This window comes from Bacillus sp. 1735sda2 (assembly GCF_024159245.1).
GTDB classification, from domain to species: Bacteria; Bacillota; Bacilli; order Bacillales; family Bacillaceae; genus Bacillus; species Bacillus pumilus_O.
Genome location: NZ_JAMYWZ010000001.1, coordinates 37,845 through 62,859, shown reverse-complemented (window position 1 = coordinate 62,859; position 25,015 = coordinate 37,845). Strand labels below are relative to the sequence as shown.

Here is a 25,015-nt window from a genome sequence, read left to right as displayed (position 1 = left end):
ACACCAAAGCTTTTTATTGAATAAAGGTATGATACTGATGGTAATCAGGATTTCTTTCGAGCGCCTCTTGGCAATCCTCACAAATGGTTTGCACATGTAAATCACCATTTTCCCTATAAGAAATCATATCGTTTCTTTCCTCATTTGTTAAGTGATGAAATCCGAGTGCTTCACTTTGAACAGCAGATTCATCTAGACTGCCAACCTTTACACCACAGTGCCGGCAGTAATAATGCAAAGCCATACGTGATCCTCCCATGCTGAGATTTTATGATCAGTATGTGCTTTGCTTCTCATTCTTATACCTTTTTGTTAAAATCATTCATCACTTCTAAAAATGGCTTTGTTAAAGCCGCCTCACAAGCTTCGACAGACGCCTGAATGGCTGATGCGATATCTGGCTGCTCCTCTTCAGAAAAACGTCCTAGTACGTAATCGACGACCTTCATGCCATTTTGAGGACGTCCAATACCGATACGGAATCGGTCAAACTCAGGTGACCCTAAATGCTGAATCAACGATTTGATTCCATTATGCCCGCCTGCACTTCCTTTTGTACGCAAACGAATTCGGCCAGTTGGCAAATCAAGATCATCATAGATGACTTTCAAATGTTCAAGGGGAATATCATAGTAATCCATTAGTGGACGCACGCATTCTCCTGATAAGTTCATATATGTAAGCGGCTTTACAAGTAGAACCTTTTGCCCTGAAACAAACCCCGTTCCAAATTGTCCATGGAACTTTGATTGATTTAAAGGGATGTCCCATTTTTTCGATAATTCATCTATTGTCATAAACCCGACATTATGTCTTGTTTTTTCATATTCTTTTCCTGGATTACCTAATCCAACAAACGCAATCATGAAACCAAAAACCTCCTTTGTCACAAAGCACACGCCTAAAAAATGAGCCAATAGGATTGCCTCATGTAAAACGTATGAATTCTTTTCATTCTAGCACAAAAGACGCAACCGCGGGAGGGTTACGTCTCTAAATGACCAGTTATTCTCCATCGTTATCCTTTTCTTTAATAGCCTCAGGTTCTTTTGGTTCCTCTTCGCTATCCGGTTCAGGAACCTCTGATTGCTGAGGTGGTAAAATGGATGCCACGACTTCTTCTGGATCGTTATTCACTTGATATGATGACTGAACAGGCAAATCAGCGACTGTTAGGACATCATTCACTTCTAAGTTTGTAATATCTGCTTCTATATGCTGTGGGATATCTTTTGGTTTCGCTGTAATGGATAGTTCAAATAGTGGCTGCTGAAGCACACCGCCATCTTTAACTCCTTTAGATTCGCCAATCAACTGAACAGGTACATCCGCTTCAATTTCACGCTGCAAATCGACCACTTGGAAGTCTGCATGGACAAGCTCATTTTTTAGCGGGTCTGTTTGTAATTCTGTGACCATCACGGATTTTGTTTCACCGTTCACGTCTAATGTGATGATTGTATTCTTCCCTTCATCACGTAAGGTCTTTAATAAATCGATGCTGTCTAGTGAAACAGCCAGGTTGTCTGTATTTTTTCCGTATATGACACCAGGAACGTGTCCTGAATGACGGATTTTTTGCAGTGTGGAACGTTTGAAATCAGTTCTTTTATTTGCTTTTAAAGTTGCCATATTCAGCACCATCCTATTTCTTTTTTGTCACTACTCTCATAATTACCCATAACCGAATCATTTTAAACCTATTTACCGTGAATGATGATAGCAAAAAGACCCCAAGCGGATGCTTAGGGCCTTTTTCAATCAGAAAATTAGCTAAAAAGGTAGCTCACAGATTCTTCTTCATGTACACGGATGATGGCTTCTGCAAGCAAAGGCCCAACTGAAAGCGGAATGAATTTCCCAACTTTCTTGTCATCTGTTAAGTGAATACTGTTTGTCACAACTAATTCTTTAATTTTAGAGTTTGTGATACGTTCTACTGCTGGTCCAGACAATACTGGGTGAGTACAGCAAGCATAGACTTCAGCTGCTCCATTTTCCACAAGTGCATTTGCAGCAAGTGTAATAGTACCAGCTGTATCAATAATATCATCGATGAGAATCGCCGTTTTGCCTTCAATGTTACCAATGATGTTCATGACTTCAGCAACGTTTGGCTTTGGACGACGTTTGTCGATAATGGCGATTGGTGCTTTCAGACGATCTGCCATTTTACGCGCACGTGTCACACCACCGTGGTCAGGAGACACAACGACGATATCATTCAAGTTTTTCTGTTCGAAATAGTTTGTTAAGATTGGCACAGCCATTAAGTTATCGATTGGAATATCAAAGAAACCTTGGATTTGCGGCGCATGAAGATCAAGTGCAATGACACGTGTAGCACCTGCTGTTTCAAGTAAGTTCGCAAATAGCTTCGCAGTGATTGGCTCACGAGGTTTTGCCTTACGATCTTGACGTGCATATCCGTAATAAGGGATCACAATATTGACCGTTTTCGCAGAAGCGCGTTTTAGTGCATCTACCATAATAAGCAGCTCCATAATGTGCTCATTCACTGGCGCACTAGTGGATTGAATGACATAACAATCACACCCGCGGATACTTTCTTCAATATTGATTTGGACTTCACCGTCACTAAAGCGTTTAACAGAGCTCTTTCCTACATCAACTCCGATACGATCGGCAATTTCTTTAGCAAGTTCAGGGTTTGAATTCAAAGAGAAGATCTTTAAATTCGCATCAGCATAACGATTAGACATGGTAAACCTCCGGGTATTTGGATTATTTTTTATGAATATTTTTCACATAATCTTCTTTATTGACTTGTCTTGCTCTAGCAATAGACAATGCATCCTGCGGTACATCTTCTGTAACCGTTGAACCAGCTGCAACATATGCCCCTTTTCCGACAGTGACTGGTGCCACGAGATTTGAATTACAGCCAATAAATGCGCCATCTTCAATCTTCGTTAAGAATTTGTTCTTCCCATCATAATTGACTGTAATCGATCCACAGCCAAGGTTTACATCAGTTCCGACCTCTGCATCTCCAATATAGCTTAGATGAGATGCTTTGCTGCGGTCTCCGAAAACCGTTTTCTTGATTTCGACAAAATTCCCGATTTTCACTTCATCGCCAATTTTCGACAACGGGCGAATATGAGCAAACGGCCCAATTGTCACATCGACTCCAACCTCACTATCGCAGACGACAGATTGCTTAATCACTGTGCGGTCTCCGATGATGCTGTCAACAATTTCAGTGTTTGGCCCAATAATGGCGTCTGCACCGATTTTTACATTCCCTTTGATGACCGTCCCAGGATAAATCATTGTATCTTCACCAATAACTGCATCAGGTGAAATATACGTATTCTCAGGATCAATTAAGGTCACACCATTTTTCATATGCTGATGATTAATACGTCGCTTCATGAATTGCTCTGCTTGTGATAGAGCGATACGATCATTGACTCCAAGTGTTTCCTCAAATTGCGGAGTTTGATATGCTGCAACTGTTTGCCCTTCATTCTTTAAAATTTCAATGACGTCTGGCAAATAGTATTCACCTTGAGCATTTTCATTCGATACTTGCTCAATCACACGGAAGAGATCTTCATTTGAAAAGCAATAGGTCCCTGTATTAATTTCATTCACTTGACGTTCTGCATCATTCGCATCTTTATGCTCCACAATTTTCACAACAGCACCGGTTTCATCACGAATAATACGACCATAACCTGTCGGGTCTTCCGCACGTGCTGTTAAAATAGTGACTTTCGCTTGATGTTTTTGATGCTCGCTCAACATAGCTTCCATTGTTTCCGCTGTCAATAATGGCGTATCACCACAAATGACAATGGTTGTTCCCTTTTCCTGCGCAAGGAACGACTTTGCTTGTTTGACGGCATGTGCTGTTCCCAGCTGTTCTTCTTGAAGTGCATACTCACTTCTGTCTCCAAGCTGCTCTTTGACGTCCTCTGCTCCATGACCGACAATCGTCACTAGCTTGGCTAAAGAAAGCTTTAACGCTTCGTCTGCCACATGCTCGACCATTGGTTTTCCGCAAACTGGATGAAGTACTTTGTATAGCTTTGACTTCATTCTCGTTCCTTTTCCCGCTGCTAAAATCACTGCGAACCGCTTATCCATTGATTGGCCTCCAATATCCCTATTATCCATAGAAAAATATATCCTAAATAAGGACTGATTTCAAGGATACAAGAGGAAGTGCATTAATTTTCTAATGAATGGGAGACATAAGGAACAAGAGAAAAAACGCAAAAAAGACAGCATTTAAAAGAAAACATTCATTTTCTCTTAAAGCTGTCTTTTTAGGTTCACATATCTTTAAGAAGCTCCAGCTTCTTCATATTCAATTGTCTCTTCCTCTTCACCTAAGCGATGATACTCATTTAAAACAGCATCTTGAATTTTACCTCGAGTGCTTGAATTAATTGGATGTGCAATGTCGCGAAACTCTCCATCAGGCGTGCGTTTGCTAGGCATTGCAACAAACAAGCCATTGTTTCCATCAATCACACGAATATCATGAACAACAAATTCGTGGTCCAGCGTGATGGATGCAATCGCCCTCATGCGACCATCGGTATTCACGCGGCGTAATCTTACGTCAGTAACTTCCACAGTAGTTCACCACCTTTTCCCAATATAAAAGCATTACTTAGGTATTCAACGATTGTGGTGATTCTCCTGCTCTTTTTTTAAACTTTTTTTGAAATATCGGGATATTTATACATTTTTTGTCATATTGGTGACGGCGCTTACATTCTCTTCGCGAAAAAAAGACATCATGATGATGTCTTTTCCTGCATATGATGAAACTAAACGGCTTTCGTTAAGATTGCCTGTTTACTTGACTAATGCAATCACTTCAATTTCTACGAGTGCATCCTTAGGAAGTCTTGCTACTTCCACACAAGAACGAGCTGGCTTATGTGTATGGAAATACTCACCGTACACTTCATTTACTTCTCCGAATTGTTCCATATCTTTGATAAAAACTGTCGCTTTCACGACTGTCTCAAAGGAAGCACCTGCCGCTTCAAGTACGGCATTAAGATTACGGAACACTTGATGAGTTTGTTCTTTAATATCTCCATTTACAAAGTCTCCAGCTGCCGTTAATGGAATCTGCCCGGAGCTGTAAAACATGTTATTGACTATAATCCCTTGAGAGTAAGGTCCAATGGCTGCTGGTGCATGTTTGGTTTGAACAACTTTTGTCATATCAATCTCTCCCATTCAACTACATGTTTTCAATTCTTAAGCTTTCGAATGAAAAAACTCGTGGAAATTGCCTTCATTAATCTCAATGATCTTCTGCTTCATATCAATGGTTGAAAGCTTTAAAAGCGATACATATTCATCAACGAGACGTTCATCTACGCCTTCGTCTTCTAAAAGAACACCGATCCCTGCAACATTTGCATTAAATTCCTCAAGTAAATTCACCATGCCGTTAATGGTTCCGCCAGCTTTCATAAAGTCATCAATGATCAGGACATTGGACCCTTTATCTAAGCTCCGCTTTGCAAGTGACATGGTTTGAATTCGATTAGACGAACCTGACGCGTAGTTAATACTTACAGTTGATCCTTCAGTTACTTTATTATCTTTTCTAACGATCACAACCGGCACATTTAAATAACCTGCAACAGAATAGGCAATTGGAATACCCTTTGTCGCAACAGTCATGACGACGTCAATCGCACGGTCTGCAAAGATGGTCGCAAATAGCTTACCGATTTTCGCAAGGATTGATGGATTACCTAAAACATCGGTTAAATATAAATAACCGCCAGGAAGTACACGTTCAGGAGTCGATAGAGCTTCTCCGATATCGTTTACTACGTCGTCTGCTTCTTTTAGGTGAATCTTCGGAATATATTTCACTCCGCCAGCAGCACCAGGTACAGTAAGCAATGTGCCTATTCCCTGCTGTTCGAAGGTCTGTTTGATAATCGTTAAGTCTTCACTAATGGAGGACTTCGCAGATTGATATCTTTCTGCAAAAAAGGTTAACGGTACTAGTACGTGCGGGTGGGCTAACAAGTAATTTGTTAAGTCCACCAATCTGCCGCTTCGACGAAACTTCATGAACTTACCCCCAGAACCCGAATAATTTATGATAAATATAACTTAATATACGGATTTAATCAAGGGCATTTTGTTCGCCGATCATGCGGACAGCGTATACTTGATCACAAAACCCTCTCAGTCCGTTATATATTCTTTGTACCTTCGATTCATATTGAATCAAACCAAATACTGTAGGGCCGCTTCCACTCATTAAAACAGCGTCAGCACCGAAACGCTTCATCTGTCTTTTGATCATATCTACTTCTGGATACATCTTTAATGTCACAGACTCAAGAACGTTTCCGAGCGAGCCGCACATTTCTTTATAATCTTTCGCTTCAATCGCTTCAATCATACGCTCTACATTCGGGTGTTCTACTTTGCTTGCGTCATATTGTCTATAAACTTCTGCTGTAGATACCCCAATCACCGGCTTCGCTAAAATCACCCAGCAATGCGGCGGTGTCGCAATATGCTTCAGCTTTTCTCCACGTCCTGTCGCTAGTGCTGTGCCTCCGTGTACACAAAAAGACACATCTGAGCCGATCTCCGCCCCAAGCTCAGCTAGTTCATCTAACGTGAGGTTCAACTTCCACAAACGATTTAAGCCGCGAAGTGATGCTGCTGCATCACTGCTGCCTCCAGCCAAACCTGCTGCTACTGGAATTGTTTTTGTGATGACAATGGATACACCTTTTTGAATACCGAACCTTGTTTTAAGTAATTTAGCCGCCTGATATGCCAAATTACGCTGATCATCTGGCACGAATCGATTATGAGATGATACACGGATTTCATCCTTGTCCAGCTCCGTCAACTCTAGTCGATCTGCAAGGTCTATTGTTGTCATCACCATCTCCACTTCGTGATATCCATCCGGTCTTTTTCCATGAACATCAAGTGAGAGATTAATTTTTGCCGGTGCTTTTTCTAAAATACGCAAACATTTCACCTACTTCTCCATCTAAACATAAGTATCAATATTGTATCACATTTGATGGATCTGATGAATATAGGCTTTTACGCCGAGCACACTGACTTTTTCATCAAAAAAAGCCAGAGACACCTGAGGTATCCCTGACCGTTTTTCTATCGTTGATTCTCATCCTGAGCCATGTGCTGTTGAGCTAATTCAATGGCACGTTTGACCATATTACCTGCGTCACGCGCTCGAATTTCTCCCCAGCCTCCATTTTTGACGGTATCATAAAATCCAAGATCCTTCGCCAGCTCGTATTTGAACTCATCTGACATAATCCCTCGGCGTCTACCCAAACGAAACAGCCCCTTTAGTCGAGAATTCGAATCAGTGCCACCGCTTGGGTGGCTTTCTTATTTTGTATCGAATCCTTTCTTTTACCCCTTTCAAAAAATGGACAGGCTCCCAATCAGAAAAAAGGCAAAACAAAAAGCAGTAAACAAAAAGTTCACTGCCCATTAATAGGCGACTGAGCTAGCGGTATCATCGAACGTTAATTCGACCGTCTCAGTCAGTATATCTGCATAACTATAAGAAACTCTTTCAAACGAATTCTCATCTTGATCTAATTGAATCACAAATACAGAAGGGTACGTTTCAGCTAAAATGCCCGAACGCTCAATTGTTTTACGGCGGCCCCCGTTAGCCTTTAACGTCAAACGTTTACCTAAGTTACCATCAAGCGATCTTTTGATGTCGGACAAAGTCTTCGCCATTGCATCCACCTCACTGAGATAATTATACAACAACGGCCCGTTTTTGTCAAATAAAAATTAAATTATATCAACCAACACAAGCCATTGTCAACAAAATAATTTTGACAAACTTCTACCTTTTCTTCTCCCTATTTTTCTCAAATTCCGGTGAATTATGTATCCTTTTGCAAATTCTTTTTGAACATAAAAAAAAACCAGACTGAAATCAGTCGGGTTATGTCGATTCATGGTCTCTTTTATATGGCATACCTACCCTTAGAACACCCTTCGTCTCGATGCCTCCGAGCCCTTTTTCTCTTGTTAATGTATTACGGAGCACATCCCACACGTTGATTCGATCTACAAATGGAGTGAAGCTGATCTTCGCAACGATATAAACGGGGTCGAGCGCATGGATATTCACACGGGAAGGCGAGCTCGCAAAATTGGCACCTGCTTGGATCAATGATTCGAAATGAGATTGACAGGCACCAGCAAAGATCACAAGCTGATCTAAATGAGGGATTTTTCGTCTGGCTTTTTGAACCGTTTCAACAAAATGACGAGAATGACGATAGGCACCGATATCATGTACGCCGCCCTTTTGCTTTGAATATGCATCATGTCCTGTGATAACCAATATATCTGGTCGATACTGATCAATTAACGAGTCAATCATGCTTGGCATTTTCTTCTCATGGCAATGCACCCCATACACAGGTACACCAATTCGTTCATATACATCTAAACATTTCTTTAAGTATGAAGCATCTCCATCTAAATGAAGGACCTTTCCAGGCATGTGAAAATACTGCTCCTGATGCTGATATTGTCCTGACGTATGATACTCTTGTTTTTCCCGCAGCAGCTGATAATCCTGTCTTAGTAAATCGAGCGATTCATTGATTTTTCGTTCGTCATTTTTCTCTCTAGTCAGCTGTTCCTCTTTTTGAACCTTGACGAGATCTGACAACTTGGCATCAGCAATTAACCTCACTTCATTCCCATGCAATATGGCGGTGGCTTCGTGCTGATCGGTCTCATCAATTCGAATGATTCGAAACAAAATATCCATTTGATAGGATGCCCTTGTCACCATATCTCCTATTTGAAATTGCATGCTTTTCACTCCACAATCAGGCTCATATCCTGTTGGTATCGTCTTGCACTAAATATGTTCGTCTTTCATATGTGCTGTTCTTTCTAGCCTATGCCCGAACAAGCGAAGTGGTGAAAAACAAAAAAAGCCCTTAAAACAGGGCTTTTTGTAAAACATTCGACAAACGGGCAAATTCCTCAATGGATAATGACTCGCCGCGGCGCTTTCCATCAATGTCTGCTGTTTGAAGTGCTTCTTCAATGATCGCTTTATGTTGCTTTCCATCAGGTAAGTTGTTCATGAGGTTATTCATCAATGTTTTCCGGCGCTGACCAAAGCTCGCACGAATCAATTGAAAGAAAAATTCATCATTTTCTACTGATACGGCAGGCGTTTCACGAACGGTCAACTTGATCACAGCCGAATCGACATTTGGCTGTGGAACGAAAACCGTTTTAGGCACAACCATCACTGTTTTCGCTTCTGTATAGTATTGAACTGCGATAGAAAGCGAATTGTATTCCTTTGATGAAGGAATAGCGGCCATACGATCTGCTACTTCTTTTTGAAGCATGACCACAATCCCTTTCAATGGAAGGTTTTCTTCAAGCAGCTTCATAATAATCGGTGTCGTCACGTAATATGGAAGGTTGGCGACCACCATCACTTCTTTACAATCAGCAAAATTTTCCTCGATGACTTTTCCCACATCTGCCTTTAATACATCTTGATGAATGATCGTGACATTATCATATGGAGAAAGCGTATCGTTTAAAATAGGCAATAAACGCTGATCGATTTCAAAAGCGGTGACCTTCTTTGCACGCTTAGCGAGCTGCTCGGTCAATGCACCGATACCAGGCCCAATCTCAATCACGCCAGTCTCATCTGTCACCTCTGCGTGATCGACAATACGATCGAGTATATTTGTATCAATTAAAAAGTTCTGCCCCAAGCTCTTTTTAAAAGAGAAACCGTATTTCTTCAGTATTTCCTTCGTTCTGATGGGTGTCGCTATATCTTTATTCATCGGCTTCCTCCTGCATGACGGTCTTTAAGGCCGCAATAAAATCATGTTTGGTTATTTGGAACATGTGAAGGCGCTTATGCAGCTGCTTCGCATTGGTATATCCTATATTTAAAAGCACACCTAGTCTTTCGCGGCGACGTTTCGATGATTCGCCTCCGATAAGGCCTGCGTCAAATAAGTCATCTAATGTAATATCACTTTCCGTTACTTCCATTTCCTCATGGACATGGGCAAGGCATTCCCGAATACTGTCCAAAGAAGCATGCTCGACACCAATTCCTTTGTCCCGCTTCGCCTTCGCAAGATGTTTTGGCAAAAATGCGTGCTTACAGCCAGGAACCGCTTCTGCGATGGTTTTCCGGATCTTCTCCCCAGGGAAATCAGGATCAGTTAAAATAATGACCCCTCTCGTCTCCTGAGCAAGACGCACTTGTTGAATAACTGTATCGCCAATGGCTGATCCGTTTGTTTCGATCGTATCTGCATCAACTGCCATCTTCACTCTCGCAGTGTCGTCACGACCTTCCACCACAATGATTTCTTTGATTTTCATGTATTCCTCCGCTTGCAAAAACAATAAACAATTTTTGGTTAAAAAACGAAACCTTTTATGCTGTTTTTGCGTCTAATTAATTAGAAAACAGTGCTTCTATTATAACCAAAAAAACAGAGGGTGCGCAAAGCCCTCTGTTCATATAAATGATTTGATGTGTTTATTTGAGCACTCTAATTTTCACTCGTTTATTTCCCCATTGATAAGCTGCCGACTTATTTGGGACGAACACATCAATTTTATTCCCTTTTATAGCAGATCCAGTGTCTGATGCAACGGCATATCCATAGCCTTCCACATACACTTTAGAGCCTAGCGGAATGACACTCGGATCAACTGCTATGACCTTTGCATCTGGATTTGATTTTAAATTATAGCCTGTTGACGTTCTACCGGTACATCCAGCACAGCTCGCTGTATAAGCTGTCGACGTCACATAAAATTCTTTTCCTGACGATTCATTGCTTCTTGAAACGGCAGGTGTCGCTTTAGGCTCTTCTTGGGACTCTTGTGTACCAACGGCCACTAAACGATCCTTGCTATCTTTTTCAGTCACTTCTTTAATCAATTCTTTAGACACCACTTTGCCGTTTTCTTTCACAATGGCATAGTGCTTCTTCAATTTACCTTCTTCACCTTTTTTAAGCACCTTCTCTTTTCCTTTTTCAAGAGAACGATCCTTTTTATGTTTGGTATCAAAAGCAATTTTCTCTTCCACTACATCGGTGACTTTTTCCACCCGAGTGATCTGAATATCTGCGCTTTTTTTAGTTATATGACTATGTAACGCAGGTTTGATCTTATCGTGCTTCTTGAGCTTCAGCTCTTGTTGCTTTAAAAAGTCAGCGACCGTAGTCGAAGTGGTCCACACTTTTTTCTCTTTCCCTCCATCATTTACACTGACCTCGAAGGCCTGCTCAACCACAAGATCCATATCTTTTTTAATCTTGTCATTTTTTCCTGGAGTTACTTGATCGTGCTTCCCAATATCTATCTTCTCATTCTTCAATAATGCTCCAACCGTCTGATCTGTTGTCCATATCGTTTTCTCTTTCCCATCTAGGGTTAGATGAACCGGTATAGCCGCATCATACACAATGTTCATGTTGTCTTCAATCTTTGTATTTAGACTTGGAGAGATATGATCCTCCGCCTTGGTTTTTATTCCAAGGTCTGAAAGCAGCTGTGCTACTGTCTCTTCATGTGTACGAATTGTCTTCTCTTTACCATTGATTGAAATGGTAATAGACTGCTTAGTGAGCTCATGCGCACCGTAAGCCGTCCCAGTTCCAGCTAAAAGCAAGCAAACAACTAGTAATAAAACCTTGCCTTTTCCTAGCTTTACAGAAAACAGATTTTTCATTTTTTGTACGATGAAAAACGCCTCCTTCTCCTCGGAGAGATTATATAGAGTATCTCAAAACCTGTCAACCCTTCCACCCACTGTACAAAAATGCTCGATTGTACCCCTATTATGGGAGTTTAATGGAAGGAAGGGAAGAAAGACTTATCGACAACTTATCCTATGAAGAGGCGTAATCGTGTAGAACATTTTCGTTATGTTTCACAAATGGACAAGCTTAAACAAGGATTGACATCATATACTGTCAGTTTATACCGAAAACTTTTTTTGCATTTTTTGTGGTCAATTCAGCAAGCTCTTCAAAGCTTATTTCTCGTAACTCCGCGATCTGTTCTGCAATATATTTCACATAACTCGGCTCATTACGTTTTCCTCTAAATGGCGCTGGCGTTAAGTATGGGCAGTCTGTTTCAATCAAAAGCCGGTCACTTGGTATGTCCTTGACCACTTCTTTCGGTTTTTTGGCATTTTTAAATGTCACAGGTCCACCGAATGAAATATAAAAATTCATATCCATACACGCTTTTGCGATTTCTAGGCTACCAGTAAAGCAATGCATAATCCCTCCAACTTCAGCCGCTCCCTCTTCCCTTAAGATCGTCACGACATCTTCCGTTGCGTCACGATTATGAATAATAATTGGAAGATTCACTTCCTTCGCAAGAGCAATTTGGCGTCTAAAGACCTCTTTTTGCACATCTTTTGGCGACTTGTCCCAATAGTAATCGAGACCCATTTCTCCAATCGCAACGACTTTTTCATGTTGAGATAATTCTTTGATCCATAGCAAATCTTCATCTGTCATATCAACGGCATCGACTGGGTGCCAGCCAATGGCTGCATAGATGAAATCATACGCTTCAATTAATTCCATCGCTCTCGTAATTGTCGGGCGGTCAAACCCTACCACCACGATTTTTTCGACTTTTTCACTCTTCGCTCTTTCAATCACCTGCTCTAAGTCTTCATTATATTGTTCTGCATTTAAGTGGGCATGTGTATCAAATAACATCGTTGATTTCTCCTTTCGACAATTCTTCTAAAAAACAAAAGGTGTTCGACGAAATGTTACACGTGGAACACCTTTGTTGATTTATAAAATTTTTGTTCCATTTGCTAGAGATTGATCCACTTCAAGAACTTGCAATTTCCCACCAGTCTCTCCAGTTAAAATCATTCCCTGGGAAATTTCCCCTCTGAGTTTAACTGGTGTGAGATTCGCTACACAGACGAGCTTCTTCCCTACTAACTCCTCAGGTTGATAATGCTTGGCTATCCCTGAAACAATTTGTCTCTTTTCAAATCCAAAATCAAGCTGCAGCTTTAAGAGACGATCTGCTTTTTTCACTGGGGCTGCTTCCAGCACCTGTGCGACTCGAAGATCAACTTTTGAGAAATCATCAAAAGCAATTTCTTCTCCCAGCTCAGGTAATTCTGTTTCTTCTATTTCTATTTTCTCTTCTTCTACCTTTGGTGCACTTCCCTGCATTTTCTCTTTAATATATGCTACTTCTTCTTCAACCTCTAAACGCGGGAACAAAGGCTCTCCCTTTTGTACCGTCGCTTGTTGAATCGCACCGAAAGATAGAATGCTATCCCAGCTTTTAAGCTTTTCTTCTTCAATGCCAAGCTGGAAGGAGATTTTCTCAGGTGTTTTCGTTAGGAAAGGCGTTAAGAGCACTGCTGTGATACGCAATGATTCTGCTAAATGATACATGACAGAATGCAGCTCTTTTCGTTTTGATTCGTCTTTTGCCAGCACCCAAGGAGCTGTCTGATCAATATATTTATTCGTTCTGCTGATTAATGTCCAAACATTTGAAAGAGCCACCGAGAATTCAAGGTTTTCCATCGCTTCTTCATAGGCTTTGACTGTTTGCTCTGCTACTGCTTTAAGCTCCTCATCAAACTCATTAACTGGACCCTTATAGCTGCTTAATGTACCGTCAAAATATTTTTGAACCATTGCCACTGTACGGTTAAGCAAGTTACCTAAATCATTGGCAAGGTCATAGTTTACACGTTCCACGAATCCTTCTGGTGTAAACACACCATCCGCACCAAAAGGTACTTCACGAAGGAGATAATAACGAAGGGCATCAAGACCGTAGCGATCTATTAATGTGACCGGATCGACTACGTTCCCTTTTGATTTAGACATCTTGCCATCTTTCATCAGTAGCCATCCGTGTGCGAATATTTGTTTTGGCAGCGGCAGATCGAGTGCCATCAGCATAATTGGCCAATAAATCGTATGGAAACGCACAATTTCTTTCCCTACGAGATGCACGTTAGCAGGCCAATATTTTTTATATTTTTCATCCTGATCTGTTCCGTAACCAATCGCAGTTAAATAGTTGAACAACGCATCAATCCATACGTAGATAACGTGCTTTGGATTGTTTGGAACTTTAATTCCCCAATCAAAGGTTGTTCTTGATACAGCCAAATCCTCTAAACCTGGTTTGATGAAGTTATTAATCATTTCATTCTTTCTTGATTCAGGCTGAATGAACGTTGGATTCTTTTCGTAATAGTCTAGTAAACGATCTGCATACTTACTCATACGGAAGAAATATGATTCCTCTTTAATTAATTCGACAGGATGTCCGCTGTCAGGGCTTTTCCCACCAGTGACTTCTCCTTTTTCATTGCGCTCCACATCCACAAGCTGTGTTTCCGTATAGAATGTCTCATCTGGAATACTGTACCAGCCTTCATATTGATCTAAATAAATATCACCTTGATCAAGTAGCTTTTGAAACACTTGCTCAATGATTATCGTATGTCTTTTTTCTGTTGTACGGATGAAATCATCATTGGAAATGTCGAGTTTCTTCCATAGTGATTGAATGTCTGCTACGACCGGATCTAAATACTCGATCGGTGTGATGTTTTGTTCTTCAGCTTTTTGCTGAATTTTTTGTCCGTGCTCATCTGTACCCGTTAAATACATCACATCATAGCCTTGAAGACGTTTATAACGAGCCATAGCATCCCCTGCTACTGTCGTATAAGCATGTCCAATATGTAATTTTCCGCTCGGATAGTAAATAGGTGTTGTCAGATAGAACGTTTTTTTCTTTTCCGGCATGTTGGAACCTCCTGCGTGTGTGTAAATGTCAAAAACTCCCGCCCAATGGACGAGAGCGGTTATTATCATTACATGAAAATGTGTTAGATCCATTTATTAAATTTTGCACTTGTGCTTTCTCTATGATACCATCTTAGCCTTTAAGATCAAGCATATATACATAGAACAAGATGAAATGATCGAAAAAGATGAGTTTTTCGAAAAAAACGACAAACCTGTCGACATTTTGTCGAATATTGTCGTATGAAATCTATTTCCAGATTTACAATTGTCTAATTTAGGGCAAAAGTCTTGTTAATCTGAGTTCGTCATTTCTTATATTTTCATAGAAAAAAGCCTCAAAATCCTTATAAATCAGTAGTTTCAAGGTCTTTTGACTTTAAGAGTCATATTTTACAAACAATAGTAAACAAAATGATTGACGATTTATGGAAACCTTGTTATGCTATGAATGTAAGGAATTTGTCGAATAATGACGAAGATAATATTATATTAAGAATAAGAACTCTTTGGGAGGAGAATGAAGATGAAATCTACAGGTATTGTACGTAAAGTTGACGAATTAGGGCGCGTGGTGATTCCAATCGAACTTCGCCGTACTCTAGGAATCGCTGAAAAAGACGCTTTGGAAATTTATGTTGATGATGAAAAAATTATCCTAAAAAAATATAAACCAAACATGACTTGCCAAGTTACAGGTGAAGTATCAGACGATAACCTTAAACTTGCTAATGGTAAATTAGTTCTTAGCCGTGAAGGTGCAGAGCAAATCATTAACGAAATCCAAAACCAACTTCAATCACAAAAATAAGTTTGATATAAAAAAGGTTCTTGCACCGTTTGCAAGAACCTTTCTTTATTGTTCAATATGATAAGCATCGTATATGGTGCGTTTTGGTACTCCACGTTCGACGGCTGTACGCTTAATGGCTTCCTTTGACGTTAATCCTTCTTCTATGTAATGGATCACGTGTTCTTTTTCTGATAAGGACTTCCACCAAACTTCTTCATTTCGCTCTTCTTCATCTTGATCGTTCCCTTGTACGACAAGACAGAATTCACCTCGGATTTGATTTTCTGTCGCCCATGTCAGCACAGACTCTAAATCTCCACGAATAAACTCTTCAAATTTTTTCGTTAGTTCTCTCGTAATGGCGATATTCCGGTTGCCCCACACTTCCTTCATCAAAGTCAGCGTTTCTTTTAACCGATGAGGCGCTTCATAGAAAATGATGGTTTCTTGACGCTTCTTCAAAGCTTCGAGCTGTTTTTTCTTTTCCTTTTTTTGTCGGTCGAGAAATCCATAAAAGAAAAATGGCTGCGGCGTAATCCCTGATGCAATGAGTGCTGTAAGTGCAGCATTTGCTCCAGGTAATGGAACGACATAACCGCCGATATTAGTAAAGTCTCGGACCACTTCAGCACCTGGATCAGAAATCGTCGGTAAACCAGCATCGCTCACAAGTGCGATGTTTTTTCCTTCTTTTAACCATTCGATCAACTTGTGACCGCTACTGTCTTTGTTATGCTCATGATAACTCGTCAATGGCGTATCAATTTCATAGACATGGCAAAGCTTTTTCGTTTGTCTTGTATCCTCTGCGGCAATATAGTCTACATCTTTTAATGTTTGTATGGCTCGAAACGTCATATCTTCTAAATTGCCAATTGGGGTTGGGACGAGATATAGAATCCCCATATCTGATTGACCATCAAAGCTTTTTTGTGTGTTCATGTGTCGCCTCCTTTTCAATACGCATTTCTTCTATATAAAGATCTTTCTTTTTTCGTGTCCACGTTTTGAAACGATATTCTTGCTGCATCGCTTCTCTTTTGGTTGCAAAACATTCATAATAATACAGCTCAACTGGCCGTCTGGCTCTTGTATACTTTGCTCCCTTCCCACTATTGTGGGTCATCAGTCTTTTTTGTAAATCATTTGTATAACCTGCGTATAGGCTGCCGTCAGCACATTTCAATACATAGAAATAATGATTATGCTTCTCCATACAGTATCGTCCTGATTTCCTCTGTATACTCTTGATCATCTCCATAAACAAAAAGAGGCGGGAGAATTTTCAGATCAGGTTTTCCATCTTTTATCCCCTCTACTAAGATGGTATTGGCCTCTTTTCCCTGTTTGGGATAAACAAATTGAATTCGTTTTGGCTCAATTCGGTACTTCTTCATTAATTCCACAATCTCAAGCAGACGTCCTGGCCGATGAACCATCGCCAGTTTCCCTCCTTGCTTCAGAAGCGTAGAAGAAACGCGAATAACATCTTCCAATGTACAATGGATTTCATGCCGAGCAATGGCCAAGTATTCATTCTCATTAATCTCTTCCTTAGATGGTGTCTTAAAATATGGCGGATTACATGTGATGACATCTACTTTGTGATTACCGTAGCGTGCTGGCATATCATTCAGATCGCCATGAATCAGTTCTATCTGCTTTTCAAGTTGATTATACGCCACACTTCTTTTTGCCATATCAAACAGCCGATCTTGAATTTCAACTCCCGTAATGGATGCCTTAGATCGAGTCGAAAGCAGCAATGGCACAATGCCATTTCCTGTACAAAGATCAATGATTTCTCCTTTTTGGATGGGCACATACGCAAATTTTGCTAATAAGACTGCGTCCAATGAAAAGGCGAAAACCGTTTTACTTTGAATAATCTTCATATCTTCGGCGAGCAAATAATCTAATCGTTCATCTTCTCTTAACGAAACCATGATGTATCCTTTCTTTTCCTGTGAAAAAGGCTTCCGATTCAGCGGAAGCCTTTTCTCATTTTTTATTTAAAAATGACAGACAGAACAAACAGTCTCCCTCTTTACGTATGCTCCCATAATGTACATTGCAAATATGGAAGCCCTCCTGATATAACCGAGCCAGGTTATCATGACCTTCTCCTATATCAGAATGACCTGGCTTCTGAGCAGAATCATTCTCTGTCTCAGAGGATTTGTCCCGATCGGACTGATCCAGACGTTCACGCAAGTGCTGATTCTCCATCTGCAGCTGATGATTTTCTTCAATCACTTCACCGATATGATTTTTCAAATCACCTAACTGGCGATAAAGAGAACCGATTTGTTCTTCTAAATTGATTACCGTATCAAATAGTTCCTTTTTATCCAAGGTGGCACACCTCGTTACTCAGTTGTTTGTGCAGATACAACGCCTTCTTGTAATAATTCTTCCCAAGTATATTCTATCACTTTTTCTTGCCCGGTTAATTCAACTTGTAAAATTCGTTCTAAAATGTTGAGCCCTACTACCTTTGCAGAGCCACTAGATGTTTGAATCGTTTCACCGATATCCGGCAATTGTTCTTTCGCCGTTTCATACTCATCGTTCTCATATTTCAAGCAGCACATCAAACGACCGCAAAGCCCTGAAATTTTTGTGGGATTTAGCGACAGGTTTTGATCTTTTGCCATCTTAATGGATACTGGTTCAAAGTCTCCTAAGAATGTCGAACAACAAAGCATTCGCCCGCAAGGTCCTATGCCACCCAGCATTTTTGCCTCGTCTCTTACACCAATCTGGCGAAGTTCAATTCTTGTTTTGAAGATCGATGCAAGATCCTTCACTAGTTCGCGGAAATCCACTCTGCCATCCGCTGTGAAGTAGAAGATGACCTTGTTTCGGTCAAATGTAAATTCAACATCAACTAGCTTCATTTCAAGACCATGTTCACTTACCTTCTGAAGACATGTATCAAAGGCTGTCATCGCTGCTTCTTTGTTTTCCTCAACGATGAGCCGATCTCTTTCATCTGCTACACGAATCACCTTACGCAGAGGAAGAACGACATCGTGTTCATCTACTTTTTTATTAGCGATGACCACTTGTCCGTACTCAACTCCTCTGACCGTCTCTACAATGACACAACTATCATTTTCTATATGAAATCCATTAGGATCGAAATAATAGATTTTGCCCGCTTTTTTAAAACGAACACCAATTACGTTGTACAAGCTTATCCCTCCTGCAACATCAACACCAATTGCTCCATCAGCCCTTGGGCATTCACGTTGGATTGAAGTCTCTTTTTCGCTTCTAATACAGCAAGGATCTGGTTCGTCACCATCTGCTGTGTGGAATGCAGCGCATGCTGCTTCATTGTCTGGAATAAGTCTTGATAAATGACTTTATCTTCATTTCCTATTTGAATCGACAATACATCACGATATATAAATAAAAGCATATCCAGACCTGTTTCTTGAAGGTCTTTCTCTTTGAAAAAAGGCATCCATTGATCCTGTATATAAAAAAATGCATGTTCTTTTCGCTGGTGTAAGACTTCATACAATTTTATCACTTTCGCTCTAGACTCTGCAAACTGATCATTTCGACTTAATTCGAGTGCTTCTGCTAAATTGTTGGTTAAATTCGACAAAAGCCTTGCAAGATGCTGAGATACGCCTTCTTGTAATAGCTGCTGCTCCAAGGATTGAGGCTGCAGTGGCTGAAAGCTAAGCATCTGACATCTTGAAATAATCGTATCCAGCATTTTATGCGATTGCTCAGTAATTAAAATTGCCATCGTTTCCCGGTTAGGCTCCTCTAGGAACTTCAATAAACTGTTCGCAGCGTTGACCGTCATTTTGTCCGCATGAAGAATGATATACATTTTTCGGTGAGATTCCACACCTGCTTTTGTAAACTCCTCTTGCAATGCCTGTACTTGCGCTTTCTTAATTGACTGACCATCAGGCTGCATGAGATGTAAATCGGGATGGTTTCCTGACTCAATCCTCTTACAATTTTGGCAGGATTCACACGGTTTCACTCCTGATTCCAAGCAAAAAAAGCTCTTTGCTAGTAGCATCGCAGCATCCTGCTTACCGGTCCCTTTTTTTCCTTCAAATAAGTAGGCATGCGCAAGTCGGCCTTTATCAATACTATTAAAAATCAGCCGCATGACGCGCGGCTGTAACTCATTCATGTCATCCCAGCTAATTGCCATGTTATCACTCTCTATGTGTAAAGGTTAATTAATAAACCTTTTATTTCTCCAATACGTTCAAGCAAATCGATAGATGGTTTCTCTTGATCCATCATATCCTCTGTTAATTCAATCAGCTTTTCATCTAATGCTTTGACTAAAGCGAGTGTACGCGTGTTGCCATAAATATCAAAGCTTCTTGATGTTTCTATATTTAATCCATTATCGACTGTCTCTTTCACAAAGCGCTTCACAAGTCCTTTAAACCTAGCCAAGTCCTTTAAATTTCGTGACTTTGCCAGCTTTTTACCGAATACTTCGATATCACTCAGCATAACCGTCAGCTGCTCTAAGCGCATTTTACCGCTTTGCGTCTCCATCGAAGCTTTAAAGGAGGCAGATGTTTGGCTTCCCTTAATGCCTTGAAGTTCACGCTTTTCTAAAAGCAGCCGCATATCTTGATTAATTTTCACAGCAACCCATCCTTAGAATTGATGAAATTGTTCAACTGGCAGAATAAAGACAGTAGCTCCACCAACTTCAACCTCAACAGGGTATGGTACATATGAATCTGCGTTACCACCCATTGGAGATACAGGTGCAATCATTTGATCACGTTTGCGGCAATTTTCTTTTATAAGCTGCAACGCTTTATCCACTCGGACATCATCACAACCAATGATAAAAGTCGTATTCCCAGACTTTAAAAACCCACCAGTTGAAGCTAATTTTGTCACGCCGAATTGATGTTCAGTCAATATTTTCAACAACTTGCTACTATCTTGGTCCTGTACAACGGCAACAATTAATTTCATTTGATTGGCCTCCTTTGTTTTAGGCACAGGTGACATGCCGATGTCTTCCTTTATATTATAACAACGATTGGGAATGAGGTCATATTTGATTTTTCTTTAATGTGTCCTGAATCACTCGAAGTACTTCTTCATAGACATCCTGCATCGGCTTAGAAGCATCCACAACGCGGAATCGTTCTGGTGATTGCGCAATAAGAAGTTCATAGCCTTCTCTAACCAACTGGTGAAAATTCAGTGTCTCCATATCTAATCGGTTCTTTTCTCTTCCTTGATTGGCGTGAATTCGCTTTAGCCCTTCCTCAGGTGTAATAGAAAAGTAAATCGTCATTTGCGGCATCGTGCCATCAATAGCAAAGTCGTTTATTGATCTGACTTGGTCAATTCCAAGCCCTCTCGCATAGCCTTGATAAGCAAGAGAGCTATCAACAAAACGATCACATAAGACAGTCTCTCCTCGCTGCAATGCCGGTTCTACTTTTTCAGCCAAATGCTGCCTTCTTGCTGCTGCATACAACAATGCCTCTGTTTTCGCATCCATTTTTGTATTTTTTTCATTTAAAATGACTTCACGGATCTGCTCAGCAATGTCAATGCCGCCCGGCTCGCGTGTTGCCATCACTGCATATCCTTGACGTTCCATTTCTTCGTACACTTTTCGTATCACTGTCGTTTTTCCGGCACCCTCTGGCCCTTCAAACGTAATAAACATACCGCTCATAGTGTCTCCTCTTCTATATAAACATATAATTTTCTCTGATGAATGACCTGACTTGCTTGAATATGAACCTCGTGACCAAGCAAACGGCTTAACGCCTCAATTTGTTCTTTTTCAATACGCTCTCCCTTAATCATCAAAGGAATTCCAGGTGGATAGGGAATAATGGATTCTGCACTCACCCTGCCTGTTGCTTGTTCAAATGGGACAGCCTCTATGTCTTGATTTAATATATCAGTCTCAAGAGATACCGTTTCATTTTGGATATATTTTTTCCCTTTGAGCAATGAATCACTTTGCTTAAGAGCCTGATCGATCTGCTTGAAAGGGACGTCCTTCCTCTGTTCTAGGCTAAGTACAAGTAAAACCTGATGTTCGTCCGCAAGCTCTGGATGAACATCCACTGATTCAAGTACCTGCTTTAGTTCGTACCCTGTCAGTCCTTTTGTAGATCGAATGACGCATTTTAATGGATCGGAATGCAATGATTCTGGCTCAACCACTTCAAGGTGAGTCAGACGGTTGAACTGATCTTTCAGCTCTGTCAGTTCTTTCATGATTACATCCAATGTCCCTTTTTCTTTGATCTCCTCGACATAAGCTCTTGCTACATCTAATGAGGCCATAATGGGATAAGAGGGCGAGCTACTTTGAAGCATGGTGAGCAAGGTTTTCAATCTCTTCGCATCGATTCGGTCCCCTTGAAGATGAAGATAGGAACCCATCGTCATTGCCGGAAGGGTTTTATGTGCTGATTGTACCACCACGTCCGCTCCATAGGAAAGAGCCGATGGAGGGAAGCCCCCGCCTAATACAAAATGCGCACCATGTGCCTCATCAACCAACACAATCATACCTGCTTCATGACACATGTGAATCAGCTTTAATAAATCAGCTGTATGTCCGTAGTAGTTCGGATAAGTCAAAATGATTGCCCTGCAATGAGGATGTTTTGCTATGGCTTTTCTCACTGTATCTTCCGCCACATGTGTTGGAACGTGCAAGTGTGGGTCTATCTCAGCGTCTATCAAAATAGGCGTTGCCCCTGCAAGTTCGATCGCATGAAAGACAGACTTATGGCAATTTCGCTGGACGAAAATTTCGTCTCCCGTGCGGCATGCTGTCATCACCATCGCCAAGTTTCCGACTGTTGTACCATTCACAAGGAAGAAGCTTTGATCTGAACCATATAGCTTAGTTAATAAATGTTCTGCCTCTTGGATGACCCCAGTCGGGTGATGAAGATCATCAAGACCTTCAAGCTCTGTCACATCCAGCTGAAGAATTGAAGCATAGTGAGACCGTGCCTCATCAAAAAAGACATCTCCATTGTGATGTCCTGGAACGTGAAAAGAATAAGGCTTCTTTTCCGCATGCTGTGCTAATGCTGTATATAAAGGTGTTTTCAAACAAATCGACCCTTTTCACTTTAACGATATCTTATGTCTATTATAACGTTCAAATAAGTGAACCGAAAGATGGTTTCTCATTCCTTTATTGGATTTGCCAACTGCTGCTCTGCCTCATACATACTGTTTTTCAATTGAGCCCGTTCTTGGCTTCCATGCTCTTTCACCTGTAACGTTTCCTGTAATGTTTCAGCTAATTGACGTTGAACCTGTTTCAATGTATCTACAGGGGATAAAGATGCCTCTTCAAGAATCTGCCCCTGCTGCTTTGATACATTTTCATATGTTTTTTGAATTCGGCTCTCTAGAGCTGAATTGGCCCGCTGCTGTATATGCGTTAATGCAATCGACATTTGGTTGATCCATAGAGGAATAGAGGCTGAAACTGTTGATTGAATGTGATTAGCCAATGTATGATTCGTATGCTGGATCATCCGAATTTGAGCATTACATTGCAATGCAATCTGCCGGCTTAACAGCAAATCATACTTTCGTTCCTTTAGTCTCTCCATATACTCTTCTACATTGACTTCTTGACTCATCAATTGCTCCTCTAACGTCCGTTCAACAGAAATTTGCGTTTCTGAAAGAGGCTGCTGCTCTAACATGGTTATTTTCTCTTCAACTGCTGCAACCTGCAGCGTCATCTCTTGGAAATACGTTTGATTTTCTTCAAATAAACGCTCTAATAACATATGGTCCGAGATTAATACGCCTCTTGCATATTGAAGCCTTGCTGACAATCTCTCGATCTGTGATTTTGCATGTCGAAAACGTGATATGGTCTCCTGAGTAGATCGCTTATCGCGTTGAAACCATTTCAAAAAAAAGCCCTGTTTCTTCGGCACCAAATCCTCTGGCTCCACTACATGTAACTGCTGCAAAAAGGCCTCAAGCACGTCTCCTATTTGATCGATATCTTTTTTCTCAACATATTTCATCATCTGTTGTGATTGTTCCAATAATCGTTCCTGCACACGTGTACCATAGAAAAGGAGCTTTTGCGGATTGTCAGGGATCTGCTTAGCACGCTGAACGGCTTCCCTTTTCTCTTCATCAGATAAGGTATCAAACAACCGAAACTGGAGATCAGTAGTGGAGGCAGGTGATGTTGTGGCGCGATCTTCCGATTTCATCGTGTTTGACTCCTTTCATCTATTTCTTCATCATTTTATCTGCTACTTCAAGCTCAATATGAAGAGCTTCTATATCTCTTCCTAACACTTGTTGCAAATCATTCGTCAATTGCTTTTGCAGCTCTGTCAATGTCACTCGGGTTTGGCTTAATGTCATTTCCAGCTCATGGCTACGATTAGGCTGATTATACAACAGTGCATATTTCTCAGTTAGTTCAACGACGGAATCCAAACTTTCAAAATAAAAGCGCTGTGCATCATAAAATCGATTTGGCTCTTTTTTTGTTATTGTATAGATTCGTCGTGCAAGCCGAAAAACTTCATAATTATGTTTGATCGTTTGTACGTTTTTCACAGCAAATAAAGCTTTTTTTAAACGCACAAGCTTTTGCCCTGCTTCTTTTAAATGCTGTTTGATATATACATAATCACTACGAGACAGTCCGTGTTTCTTTAAAAACAATTGGAAAGCAGTCCATCTGCTCCCTACAAACAACACACCCCACCCAATCATCGCATACAGTATCGATAATCCAGCATGATGATGGAAGACCCCTATACTGACGGTTAAAATCACAAGCGAAAAAAAAGTAGAGAGGATGGACCATATAAAAGTATAAAAGATTGATTTCATGTTTATCGACTCCTATGAATAATCAGGCTCTCTGTTTATCTTATTATGAATTACGGCTCTCTGTTTATCTTATTATGAATTACGGATGATGTCCAAACTAAGTTCCAAAAAAACAGGCCCAATCCTTCATAGCTCATAAAAAAAGACCATCTAGTGGTCTATGAATACAAAGGCGGCGTATGAAGATTTTTAAGCTTTCTCACATAGTCGGAATAGCTAGGATCCGAGGTCGATGTAGATATTAACTTTCGCTCACAGTCTCGGCACAAAAACTGATGATATAAATAAATTCCTTTTGTCTTTTTCTCTTCACAAATCAAACAAATCGCTTCTCGCTCTTTTTTGTCCATTGTGACACCTCCACTTATAGCTTCAGTATGCCCTAGCGCTTTCAATTGTATACAAAATTAAGAATGTTTTAGATGGTAGTTTAGTATATGTATCCATGTCAGATCGGGTGTTTGTT

The 25,015-nt window shown here is 40.6% G+C and carries 31 protein-coding genes; 1 reads left to right on the top strand and 30 read right to left on the bottom strand.

What is annotated here, in order from left to right:
• Nucleotides 1-13: 13 nt before the first annotated feature.
• From fin to metG, 17 genes are all read right to left on the bottom strand, one after another.
• Complete coding sequence (gene fin, locus NKR21_RS00340; RefSeq protein WP_003217967.1) at nucleotides 14-244, bottom strand: anti-sigma-F factor Fin; 231 nt, start codon at nucleotides 242-244, stop codon at nucleotides 14-16.
• Nucleotides 245-299: 55 nt separating this feature from the next.
• On the bottom strand, nucleotides 300-866 hold the full coding sequence (gene pth / locus NKR21_RS00335; RefSeq protein WP_012008658.1) for an aminoacyl-tRNA hydrolase: 567 nt from the start codon (nucleotides 864-866) through the stop codon (nucleotides 300-302).
• Nucleotides 867-1,005: 139 nt separating this feature from the next.
• Nucleotides 1,006-1,632 (bottom strand): 50S ribosomal protein L25/general stress protein Ctc, encoded by a 627-nt coding sequence (locus NKR21_RS00330; protein WP_012008657.1) that lies wholly within the window; start codon nucleotides 1,630-1,632, stop codon nucleotides 1,006-1,008.
• 137 nt (nucleotides 1,633-1,769) lie between these two features.
• Complete coding sequence (locus NKR21_RS00325) at nucleotides 1,770-2,723, bottom strand: ribose-phosphate diphosphokinase (protein ID WP_003217907.1); 954 nt, start codon at nucleotides 2,721-2,723, stop codon at nucleotides 1,770-1,772.
• Between the two features lie 22 nt (nucleotides 2,724-2,745).
• Nucleotides 2,746-4,116, bottom strand: a complete 1,371-nt coding sequence (glmU, locus tag NKR21_RS00320; RefSeq protein ID WP_119124314.1) for a bifunctional UDP-N-acetylglucosamine diphosphorylase/glucosamine-1-phosphate N-acetyltransferase GlmU — start codon at nucleotides 4,114-4,116, stop codon at nucleotides 2,746-2,748.
• A gap of 198 nt (nucleotides 4,117-4,314) precedes the next feature.
• Nucleotides 4,315-4,611, bottom strand: coding sequence for a septation regulator SpoVG (spoVG, locus tag NKR21_RS00315; protein ID WP_008357439.1), 297 nt, complete (start codon nucleotides 4,609-4,611; stop codon nucleotides 4,315-4,317).
• A gap of 225 nt (nucleotides 4,612-4,836) precedes the next feature.
• A complete protein-coding gene (gene ridA, locus NKR21_RS00310) occupies nucleotides 4,837-5,214 on the bottom strand; it encodes a 2-iminobutanoate/2-iminopropanoate deaminase (protein ID WP_012008655.1) in 378 nt (125 codons plus the stop codon).
• 36 nt (nucleotides 5,215-5,250) lie between these two features.
• Nucleotides 5,251-6,084, bottom strand: coding sequence for a pur operon repressor (gene purR, locus NKR21_RS00305; protein ID WP_003217919.1), 834 nt, complete (start codon nucleotides 6,082-6,084; stop codon nucleotides 5,251-5,253).
• 55 nt (nucleotides 6,085-6,139) lie between these two features.
• Nucleotides 6,140-7,009 carry a 4-(cytidine 5'-diphospho)-2-C-methyl-D-erythritol kinase gene (ispE, locus tag NKR21_RS00300; protein ID WP_144458089.1) on the bottom strand — a complete coding sequence of 290 codons (870 nt, stop codon included), beginning with the start codon at nucleotides 7,007-7,009 and terminating at the stop codon, nucleotides 6,140-6,142.
• A 146-nt stretch (nucleotides 7,010-7,155) separates the two neighbouring features.
• Nucleotides 7,156-7,341, bottom strand: coding sequence for a small, acid-soluble spore protein, alpha/beta type (locus tag NKR21_RS00295; protein ID WP_012008653.1), 186 nt, complete (start codon nucleotides 7,339-7,341; stop codon nucleotides 7,156-7,158).
• Nucleotides 7,342-7,503: 162 nt separating this feature from the next.
• Entirely contained in the window at nucleotides 7,504-7,761 is a 258-nt protein-coding gene (veg, locus tag NKR21_RS00290; protein WP_003217979.1) for a biofilm formation stimulator Veg, read from the bottom strand.
• Between the two features lie 214 nt (nucleotides 7,762-7,975).
• On the bottom strand, nucleotides 7,976-8,860 hold the full coding sequence (gene yabG / locus NKR21_RS00285) for a sporulation peptidase YabG (RefSeq protein WP_034665700.1): 885 nt from the start codon (nucleotides 8,858-8,860) through the stop codon (nucleotides 7,976-7,978).
• Nucleotides 8,861-8,990: 130 nt separating this feature from the next.
• A complete protein-coding gene (rsmA, locus tag NKR21_RS00280; RefSeq protein ID WP_012008651.1) occupies nucleotides 8,991-9,869 on the bottom strand; it encodes a 16S rRNA (adenine(1518)-N(6)/adenine(1519)-N(6))-dimethyltransferase RsmA in 879 nt (292 codons plus the stop codon).
• Nucleotides 9,862-10,422: a ribonuclease M5 gene (gene rnmV / locus NKR21_RS00275; RefSeq protein ID WP_012008650.1), complete on the bottom strand. Its 561-nt coding sequence runs from the start codon at nucleotides 10,420-10,422 to the stop codon at nucleotides 9,862-9,864. The genes rsmA and rnmV overlap by 8 nt, the downstream gene beginning before the upstream one ends.
• A gap of 160 nt (nucleotides 10,423-10,582) precedes the next feature.
• Nucleotides 10,583-11,785 carry a G5 and 3D domain-containing protein gene (locus tag NKR21_RS00270; protein WP_144458087.1) on the bottom strand — a complete coding sequence of 401 codons (1,203 nt, stop codon included), beginning with the start codon at nucleotides 11,783-11,785 and terminating at the stop codon, nucleotides 10,583-10,585.
• Between the two features lie 244 nt (nucleotides 11,786-12,029).
• Nucleotides 12,030-12,797, bottom strand: coding sequence for a TatD family hydrolase (locus tag NKR21_RS00265; protein WP_144458085.1), 768 nt, complete (start codon nucleotides 12,795-12,797; stop codon nucleotides 12,030-12,032).
• 81 nt (nucleotides 12,798-12,878) lie between these two features.
• On the bottom strand, nucleotides 12,879-14,879 hold the full coding sequence (gene metG, locus NKR21_RS00260; protein WP_144458083.1) for a methionine--tRNA ligase: 2,001 nt from the start codon (nucleotides 14,877-14,879) through the stop codon (nucleotides 12,879-12,881).
• A gap of 520 nt (nucleotides 14,880-15,399) precedes the next feature.
• Between metG and NKR21_RS00255 the strand changes: the two genes are divergently transcribed.
• A complete protein-coding gene (locus tag NKR21_RS00255; protein WP_087975202.1) occupies nucleotides 15,400-15,690 on the top strand; it encodes a transition state genes transcriptional regulator AbrB in 291 nt (96 codons plus the stop codon).
• A 45-nt stretch (nucleotides 15,691-15,735) separates the two neighbouring features.
• On the opposite strand, the gene rsmI is transcribed toward NKR21_RS00255, so the two are convergent.
• The 13 genes from rsmI to NKR21_RS00190 all read right to left on the bottom strand — a co-directional run bounded on the left by rsmI (nucleotide 15,736) and on the right by NKR21_RS00190 (nucleotide 24,899).
• On the bottom strand, nucleotides 15,736-16,614 hold the full coding sequence (rsmI, locus tag NKR21_RS00250) for a 16S rRNA (cytidine(1402)-2'-O)-methyltransferase (protein WP_144458081.1): 879 nt from the start codon (nucleotides 16,612-16,614) through the stop codon (nucleotides 15,736-15,738).
• Nucleotides 16,592-16,888, bottom strand: a complete 297-nt coding sequence (locus NKR21_RS00245) for a GIY-YIG nuclease family protein (RefSeq protein WP_144458079.1) — start codon at nucleotides 16,886-16,888, stop codon at nucleotides 16,592-16,594. Before NKR21_RS00245 ends, rsmI begins: the two co-directional genes overlap by 23 nt.
• Nucleotides 16,875-17,618 (bottom strand): tRNA1(Val) (adenine(37)-N6)-methyltransferase, encoded by a 744-nt coding sequence (locus tag NKR21_RS00240; protein WP_012008644.1) that lies wholly within the window; start codon nucleotides 17,616-17,618, stop codon nucleotides 16,875-16,877. Before NKR21_RS00240 ends, NKR21_RS00245 begins: the two co-directional genes overlap by 14 nt.
• Before the next feature lie 55 nt (nucleotides 17,619-17,673).
• A complete protein-coding gene (yabA, locus tag NKR21_RS00235; RefSeq protein ID WP_003217957.1) occupies nucleotides 17,674-18,027 on the bottom strand; it encodes a DNA replication initiation control protein YabA in 354 nt (117 codons plus the stop codon).
• 14 nt (nucleotides 18,028-18,041) lie between these two features.
• Nucleotides 18,042-18,869 carry a competence/sporulation regulator complex protein RicT gene (ricT, locus tag NKR21_RS00230; protein ID WP_012008643.1) on the bottom strand — a complete coding sequence of 276 codons (828 nt, stop codon included), beginning with the start codon at nucleotides 18,867-18,869 and terminating at the stop codon, nucleotides 18,042-18,044.
• Nucleotides 18,870-18,871: 2 nt separating this feature from the next.
• A complete protein-coding gene (holB, locus tag NKR21_RS00225; RefSeq protein ID WP_088000677.1) occupies nucleotides 18,872-19,861 on the bottom strand; it encodes a DNA polymerase III subunit delta' in 990 nt (329 codons plus the stop codon).
• An 11-nt stretch (nucleotides 19,862-19,872) separates the two neighbouring features.
• Nucleotides 19,873-20,313, bottom strand: coding sequence for a YaaR family protein (locus NKR21_RS00220; RefSeq protein WP_088000675.1), 441 nt, complete (start codon nucleotides 20,311-20,313; stop codon nucleotides 19,873-19,875).
• A gap of 12 nt (nucleotides 20,314-20,325) precedes the next feature.
• Entirely contained in the window at nucleotides 20,326-20,655 is a 330-nt protein-coding gene (locus NKR21_RS00215) for a cyclic-di-AMP receptor (RefSeq protein WP_012008640.1), read from the bottom strand.
• A gap of 79 nt (nucleotides 20,656-20,734) precedes the next feature.
• Entirely contained in the window at nucleotides 20,735-21,373 is a 639-nt protein-coding gene (gene tmk, locus NKR21_RS00210; protein WP_088000673.1) for a dTMP kinase, read from the bottom strand.
• A complete protein-coding gene (locus tag NKR21_RS00205; RefSeq protein WP_088000671.1) occupies nucleotides 21,370-22,779 on the bottom strand; it encodes an aminotransferase class I/II-fold pyridoxal phosphate-dependent enzyme in 1,410 nt (469 codons plus the stop codon). Before NKR21_RS00205 ends, tmk begins: the two co-directional genes overlap by 4 nt.
• A 77-nt stretch (nucleotides 22,780-22,856) precedes the next feature.
• Entirely contained in the window at nucleotides 22,857-23,915 is a 1,059-nt protein-coding gene (locus NKR21_RS00200; RefSeq protein ID WP_041815084.1) for a toxic anion resistance protein, read from the bottom strand.
• 19 nt (nucleotides 23,916-23,934) lie between these two features.
• The gene (locus NKR21_RS00195) at nucleotides 23,935-24,549 is read right to left on the bottom strand and encodes a 5-bromo-4-chloroindolyl phosphate hydrolysis family protein (RefSeq protein ID WP_012008636.1); all 615 of its coding nucleotides are present in this window, start codon (nucleotides 24,547-24,549) and stop codon (nucleotides 23,935-23,937) included.
• A 158-nt stretch (nucleotides 24,550-24,707) separates the two neighbouring features.
• The gene (locus NKR21_RS00190) at nucleotides 24,708-24,899 is read right to left on the bottom strand and encodes a sigma factor G inhibitor Gin (protein ID WP_012008635.1); all 192 of its coding nucleotides are present in this window, start codon (nucleotides 24,897-24,899) and stop codon (nucleotides 24,708-24,710) included.
• Between the last annotated feature and the right edge of the window lie 116 nt (nucleotides 24,900-25,015).